This window comes from Spirillospora sp. NPDC049652, assembly GCF_040675125.1.
Classification (GTDB): Bacteria; Actinomycetota; Actinomycetes; order Streptosporangiales; family Streptosporangiaceae; genus Spirillospora.
This window is the reverse complement of record NZ_JBFAOF010000341.1, coordinates 1-7004: the sequence shown is the minus strand read 5'-3', so window position 1 is coordinate 7004 and position 7004 is coordinate 1. Positions and strand designations below refer to the sequence as shown.

The 7004-nt window shown below is 75.2% G+C and carries 7 protein-coding genes; 4 read left to right on the top strand and 3 right to left on the bottom strand.

Going from position 1 to position 7004, the window contains the following annotated elements; all coding sequences use genetic code 11:
• Window positions 1-905, bottom strand: a 905-nt coding sequence (locus AB0J52_RS21470) for a LysR family transcriptional regulator (protein ID WP_500183503.1), incomplete at its 3' end; no start/stop codon positions are given.
• Between the two features lie 85 nt (window positions 906-990).
• Here AB0J52_RS21470 and AB0J52_RS21465 point away from each other — a divergent pair.
• The gene (locus tag AB0J52_RS21465) at window positions 991-1935 is read left to right on the top strand and encodes a threonine ammonia-lyase (protein ID WP_500183501.1); all 945 of its coding nucleotides are present in this window, start codon (window positions 991-993) and stop codon (window positions 1933-1935) included.
• 53 nt (window positions 1936-1988) lie between these two features.
• Window positions 1989-2366, top strand: a complete 378-nt coding sequence (locus AB0J52_RS21460) for a Rid family hydrolase (protein WP_500183499.1) — start codon at window positions 1989-1991, stop codon at window positions 2364-2366.
• A gap of 62 nt (window positions 2367-2428) precedes the next feature.
• Here the strand turns inward: AB0J52_RS21460 and AB0J52_RS21455 are convergent, their stop codons facing one another.
• Complete coding sequence (locus AB0J52_RS21455; RefSeq protein WP_500183497.1) at window positions 2429-4624, bottom strand: hypothetical protein; 2196 nt, start codon at window positions 4622-4624, stop codon at window positions 2429-2431.
• A 63-nt stretch (window positions 4625-4687) separates the two neighbouring features.
• On the bottom strand, window positions 4688-5638 hold the full coding sequence (locus AB0J52_RS21450) for an SDR family NAD(P)-dependent oxidoreductase (RefSeq protein WP_500183496.1): 951 nt from the start codon (window positions 5636-5638) through the stop codon (window positions 4688-4690).
• Between the two features lie 88 nt (window positions 5639-5726).
• Here AB0J52_RS21450 and AB0J52_RS21445 point away from each other — a divergent pair, with 88 nt between their 5' ends.
• Both AB0J52_RS21445 and AB0J52_RS21440 read left to right on the top strand, forming a co-directional pair.
• The gene (locus AB0J52_RS21445) at window positions 5727-6578 is read left to right on the top strand and encodes a helix-turn-helix transcriptional regulator (protein ID WP_500183494.1); all 852 of its coding nucleotides are present in this window, start codon (window positions 5727-5729) and stop codon (window positions 6576-6578) included.
• Window positions 6579-6582: 4 nt separating this feature from the next.
• On the top strand, window positions 6583-7004 hold a 422-nt coding region (locus AB0J52_RS21440; RefSeq protein WP_500183493.1), incomplete at its 3' end, for a phosphotransferase.

Sequence of the window (7004 nt, the reverse complement as noted above, 5' to 3'; positions counted from 1 at the left end):
CCGCCGACGCTGTCGGCGAGGTCGGTGGCGGCTTCGGCCAGGTGTTTCAACAGCGCGGCGGTCGCGGGCGGGTCGGGCGGCTCACCGTGGACGGCCGCGCTGACCCGCCGCGTCCGGCCGGGCAGCCGGACCGTCCGCACCCCCGCGTCCCGGACGGCGTGCAGCGCGAGACCGGGCAGCGTCGTCACGCCGAGGCCCTGCGCGACGAGCGCCTGCACGGACACGTAGTCGTCGGTGGTGAAGGCGATCCGCGGGGTGAAACCGTCGTCCGCGCAGTCCCGGACGAGTTGCTCCCGGCATCGTTCGCAGCCGGAGATCCAGCGGCTCGCCGCGTGGTCGGCGAGGCGGTCGCCCGGCGCGTCCCGCGGGGTGACGAGGTGGATCGGCTCGGTCAGCAACTCGACGCGGCGCAGCCCGTCCGGCGCGTCCGGGGAGCCGGGGCCGCTGGGCGGGGTGTGGGCGAACAGGACGGCGACGTCGATCTCGCCGGCGCGCAGCGCGCGGACCGCCTCGGGCGGCTCGGCCTCACTCAACCGCAGTTCCACGTCGGGGTGGGCCGCGGCGAACGCGGCGGCGGCGCGCGGGACGAACGTGCCGAGCGCCGACGGGAACGCGGCGAGCCGGACCCGCCCGGCGCGCAGGCCGGTGTGGGCGGCCAGTTCCGCTTCGGCGGCGTCCAGGCGTCCGAGGATCTCCTCCGCGCGCTCGGCGAGCACGCGGCCCGCGTCGGTCAGCCGGACGCCCCGCCCCACCCGCTGGACGAGCCTGCCGCCGGTCTCGGCCTCCAGGCGCGCCAGGTGGTGGCTGACCGAGGGCTGCGCGTAGCCGAGCGCGCGGGCGGCCTCGGTGACCGAGCCGTGCCGCGCCACCGCGGCCAGGACACGCAGTCGGACGACGTCGAGCATGACTCGAACATATCAACGAGCTCGATGCGTTACAGAGAAGATTGGCATTGGACCTATGGGTCGGTGCGCGGCGAGCATGGAACGCATGCGACCTCCCACGTTCGACGACGTCCTCGCCGCCCGGGACCTGCTGGCCTCCCGCCTGCCCGCGACGCCCCAGTGGTCCTATCCCGCCCTGGACGAGGCGACGGGCGCGTCGGTGGTCGTGAAACACGAGAACGTCCAGCCGACGGGCGCGTTCAAGGTGCGCGGCGGGCTGACGCTGCTCGCCGGGCTGACGCCCGAGCAGCGCCGGCGCGGCCTGGTGACGTACTCCACGGGGAACCACGCCCAGTCGATCGCGTACGCGTGCGCCGAGTACGACGCGCCCTGCACGGTCGTCATGCCCGAGTCGGCGAGCGAGGAGAAGATCCGCGCGACGCGCGGCTACGGCGCGCGGGTGCTGCTGAACGGCTCCGACATGGCCGGGGCACAGAAGGCGGCGGAGGCGCTCGCGGGCGAGTTCCTGCTGGTCAGCCCCGGTGACACGGCCGCCCTGATGGCCGGGGTCGGCACCGCCTACCTGGAGCTGTTCGAGGCGTGCCCGGACCTGGACGCCCTGCTGGTCCCGGTCGGCAGCGGCACCGGGGCCGCGGCGGCCGGGCTGGTCGCCGCCGCCGTCGCGCCGGACTGCCGGGTGATCGGCGTCCAGGCCGCGGCCTACCCCGCCGCGCACGACTCGTGGCGCGCGGGACACCCCGTGGAACGCCCGAACCGGACGGTCGTGGAGGGCCTGGCCACGGGCCGGGGCTTCGACCTGCCGCAGCGGCTGCTCCGCGAGGTCCTCGCCGAGTTCCGGCTGGTTTCGGACGAGCAGATCCGGGCGGCTCAGCGGGTTCTGGCCAGCCACGCGCACACCCTCGCCGAGGGGGCCGGGGCGGCGGCGCTGGCCGCCGTCCTCGCCGCGCCCGGTGACTTCGCGGGCCGCCGCGTCGCCGTGGTCTGCACGGGCGGCAACGCCTCCCGATCCGAAATCGCCACACTCGCCTGACTATTCGGTTATGGGACTGTCCGCCGCGTCCCGCCCGCCGTTACCTTCGTCCGGTGAACCAGACGTATGGAGAGCCGTACTTCGACGAGGCGCTGACCCGTCCGAAGGCCGTACGCGTCGGGCAGGCCGTGTGGCTGGGCGGGACCACGGCCGCCACGCCGGACGGCCCGGCCGGCGGGGACGACGTGGTCGCGCAGGCCACCGAGGCCATCCGCCGCGTCGACATCGCGCTGCGGCAGGTGGGGTCGGCCCTGGACGAGGTCGTCCGGATCCGGGTCTACCTCACCGACATCGGGCGGCGGAAGGAGATCGTCACGCTGCTCCGCCAGTTCTTCCCGCACCGCCCGGCGACGACGATGGTCGAGGTCAGCGCCCTCATCACGCCGGACCTCCTGGTGCAGATCGAGGCCGACGCCATCGTCCGCGCCTGACCACCGCGCGCCGGACCGGCGTCCGGCGCGTCGACGTCCGGGGGGGGACGGTGTGCGGCGGGTCAGGGGGTCGGTTCGGTCAACTTGTCGATGAGCCGGGCGAGGTCCCGCTCGGTCTCGCCGCGCCGCCACCCGTGCGGTCCGGTGCGGGAGACGGGCGCGTCCCCGTGGTGGAGTTCCCGCAGCTCGGGCAGGAGTTCCGCGGCGGCCGGGGCGAGTTCGCGCAGGGGCTCCGCCAGCCACCGCCCGAAGCCCGACTGCAGGAGTTCGTCGCGCAGCGCGGCGACGAGCGGGGCGGACTCGCCGGTGATCCGGAAGAGGGCGAGCGCGGCGGGCGTCTCATGGGGCCTGACGAGCAGCGCCCGGACGCGGGGTTCGAGGTCGGCGGCGGCGCGTCCGGCCAGCCCGGCCAGTTCGAGGGCGTTCGCGGTGTAGATACCGGCGTCCAGGGCGTCGGCGGCGGCCCGCACCGCGATCCCGGTCTCGCCTTGTTCGAGCAGTAGGCGGGCCGCGTCGATCCGTTTGAGGTACACGTCCGATCCTGCCGTCGTTCCAGGCGGGAACGGAGCAGCGGCGGCTCGCAGCGCGGGAAGCAGGCCGTCCAGGGGGAGATCGTGGCGGAGGGCGGTGCGTGCGGCCCGCACCGGGTCACCGCCCGCCGCCGCGGCGGCGACGCAGTGCGCGAGCTGGGCGTCGTCCCCGGTGATCGCGGCGAGCGCTTCCGCGCAAAGGAGCCGCCTCCTCCACGGCCCGTCCGCGTCGCGGACGCGCGCCAGCACCGGCACCGCCGCCGACGCCGCCGGGCCGATCGCCTCCAGCGCCCGCACGGCCCACCAGCCGTCGACCGGCACGAGCGGGATCAGCTCCGGCACCGCCGCCGCGGCGTCCGGCCCCCAGTGGTGAATGACTTTCGTGAGGACATGGGCGTCGCTGTCCCGCAGTAGGTCGGGGAACGGCGTGTCGTCACGGGCGCCTTCCTTCGACCACCAGGCGGCGAGCCGCCGCCGGACGGCGCCGAGCAGGACGTCGTCGCAAGGGACGTCCCTGGTGACCAGGAGGTACAGCGTGCCGTCCACATCCCTGCCCGCGTCGAGGGCGCGGACGAGCGGCTCCCGCCAGCGCGGGTCCCCCAGCTCGACCAGCACTCCCAGCGCGGCTTTGAGCAGGGACGGGTCGTCCGCGTCGTCGGCGGACGACGCGTCCTCCCGCGCGGCGTCGGCATCGGGGCGGACGGCCGGGCCCGAGGTGGTGACGGCGGCGATTCGGGTGGCGCGGGCGGCGAGGGCGTCCGCTGCCAGTGGAGCGGCCTCCCAGACGTCCTGGACCGTGTAGGCGGCCTCAAGCCGGACCCGCGGATCGGGGTGGTCGACGCAGTGGGCCAGCAGTGGAGCCAGCTCGGGGCGGGCGGAGCGCGACCGTCCGCACCGCTCGTGCACCGCGTACATCGCGGTGCGGGCGGCCTCGGCTGTGCCCTGGTCGAGCATGGCTCGGCAGATCGCGGCGAAGGGCCCGATGTCGAGCCGCAGGGCGATGTCCTCGAAGGGAGTGTCGGACCAGACCCAGTTCGTCAGGGGTTCGCCGTCCAGCCAGCAGTTGGCGAGGGTCTCGGCCGACGCGTCGGGCGCGCTCGTCCAAGGGAGCCCGGCGGCGGACGCGGCCCAGAGCGCTCCGGCGCGCACGACGTCCGGCCTGTCCGGCGCGAGCTCTTCGTTCAGCCAGGCGGCGGTGGCGTGGTCCGGGGCGAGGCGTCCGGCGGCGGCGAGCAGGCCGGCGATGACGATCGGCTCCTGTTCGACCGCCCGCCGCGCCCGCAGGAGGGGCACCACCCGGGGCGCGGTCTCGGACGGCAGGTGGCCGAGCAGGTAGGTGGCGGCGTGACGGGTTTCAGCGTCCGGGTCGTCCAGGAAGGTGAGAAGGATTTCGATGTCGCGGACCAGCGCCGCCCGGACGTCGGCAAGGACGTCCGGGGACGCGTCGTCCGCCTCGGCGATCACGCCGAGCAGGTGGACGAGGCTCGCACGCTCGCTCTCACGCGTAGCGGGGTCGGCCGCGACGCGGGCGACGAACGGGACCGCGCGGGGCGTCGCGGTGTACAGCGTCCCCTGGTGGTAGACGGTGCCGAACAGCTCGTGGACGGCCTCCTCCCGCACCTCGGGGTCGGAGTCGACGACGCCTCGGAGCAGCCGGGGGAAGCCGTCCGCCGGGCCGTAGGCGTCCTGGAGCGAGGCCCAGTCGATCTCGTCCACGCCGGTGGTCATCCGCGCCGGTCCTTCCGCCCTCGCCGTCGATCAGCGGAAGCCTAGCCGCGGGGTACGACACGGTTACCCGGTGGTCAGCTTCTCCGAAAGCTCCCACAGGCGGTCGGCGCGGACCGGGTCGAGGACGCGCGGCAGGTAGTAGCCGTTGGGCGGTTCGTCGTCCTCGGTCCAGGGCTCGGCGACGGCGCAGTTCTCCAGGTAGCGGCCGCTGACCCCGGCGAGTTCGGGGGCGACCGCGGCCCAGACCGCGGTGGCCGCGCCCTGCTCGACGGTCTTCCAGCCCGCCGGGACGACCGGGTCGCCCTGCTCGTCCGCCCAGCCCAGGCTGATCAGCTTCGCCGGGGTGATGTGGCGCTGGAGGCCCGTCATGATCGCGCCGGGCATGAGGGCGTTGGCGGTGACGCCGTCGTCCGCCCAGCGTTCGGCGAGGCCCAGCGCGAACAGCGCGGTCGCGCTCTTGGACTGCCCGTACGCCTCCCACGGGTCGTACGGGCGGCGCCGGTAGTTCGGGTCGTCGAAGTCCACGTCGCCGTGCCGGTGCGCCCGGGACGAGAGCACGACGACGCGGGCCGCGCCGGCCGCGCGCAGCACCGGCCGCAGCGCCGTGGTGAGCGCGAAGTGGCCGAGGTGGTTGATCCCGAACTGGGACTCGAAGCCGTCGGCGGTGTAGGTCAGCGGGGTGGCCATCACCCCGGCGTTGTTGATCAGCAGGTGCAGGGGCCGCCCGTCCGCCAGCCGTCGCTCGGCGAACGCGTGCACGGACGCGAGCGAGGCGAGGTCGAGGAACGAGGTCTCCACCTGGGGGTTCCCCGTCTCACCGGTGATCCGCGCGGCCACCTCCCTCCCCTGGGCCATGTCCGGGACGGCCAGCGTCACGTGCGCCCCGGCGGAGGCCAGCGCCCGCGCCGTCTCCGCCCCCAGCCCGGACCCGCCGCCCGTGACGACGGCGTTCACGCCGCTCAGGTCGTGTCCTGCGATCACGTCGGACGCGGTGGACTCGCTGTCGAAGGTCATGCGCCGACGATGCCCGCCGCGGCCGCCGCGATGAAGGTGGCGGTGTTCCTGGCAGTGGCACGGCCACCCTGGATGGCAGACTGGCCGGGTGGCCTCCCCCAACCCGCTCGGCGACTTCCTGCGGGCCCGGCGCGCCCGCCTGCACCCCACCGACGTCGGCCTGCCCGCCGGGCCGGGCCCGCGCCGCACTCCCGGCCTGCGCCGCGAGGAGACGGCCGCGCTCGCCGGGGTGAGCGTCGACTACTACATCCGGATCGAGCAGGGCAAGGAGACCAACCCGAGCCCCGCCGTCCTGGACGCGCTCGGCCGCACGCTCCGGCTGGATCCCGAGGAGCGCGCCCACCTGCTCGCCCTCGCCGACCAGGTCTCCGGACGCGCCGCCCCGGCGCCCCCGATGCCGCGCCCGGTCGTCCGGACCGGAGTGCTGCGCCTGCTCGAACGCGTCCGCCCCTGCCCGGCGTACGTCCTCGGCCGCACCAGCGACATCCTCGCCGCCAACCCTGAGGGCCTGGCCCTGTTCGCGGGCATGGACGAGTGGCCGCCGGAACGCCGCAACACGATCCGCTACGTGTTCCTGCATCCCGCCGCGCCCGACGTCCTCGCGGACTGGGAGAAGGCCGCCGCCACCAGCGCCGCCCAGCTCCGCGCCCTCACCGCCACCCTCCGGAACGACCCCGACCTCACGGCCCTGATCGAGGAGCTCACCGCCGAGAGCACCGCGTTCGCCGCCCTCTGGCAGCGCCACGACGTCCAGGCCAGGCGCGGTGACCGCAAGACCTTCCACCACCCGCGCGTCGGCGTCCTCACCCTTGACTACGAGGTTCTGCACCTGAACGCCGACGGGCAGCGCATGACGGTCTACCAGGCCGAACCCGGCTCCCCCGACCACGACGCCATGGTCCTGCTGTCCCTCGGCACGACCAGCGACCAGTTCTCCTAGCGGCGTGCCACCCGAACCGTCCGCGCGCCTCCTGGACTGGGTCGCGCACGCGACCGGCGAACCCGCCGAGGTCGTCCGCGCGTTCGCGGGCGGTATCCACGCGGCCACCCACCTGCTCCGCACGCCGTCCGGCCCCCTGGTGCTGCGCGCCTTCCCGCCCGGCGACGGTGCGGCCGCGACCGAAGAGGACGTCCTGACCTCGCTGGACGGTTTCGCGGGCTGGATCCCGGAGCTGGTCGCCGCCGACCGCGACGGCTCGCGCGCCGGACGTCCCGCCACGCTGATCACGCTCCTGCCCGGCCGCGCCGACATCCGGCCGGCCGACCCGAACCGCGCCGCGTCCCAGTTCGGCCGCGCCTTGGCCCGGCACCACCCGCCGGGTGCGGGCCGGGGGGGGGGGCCCGATCGGGAGGTAACACGAAAGAA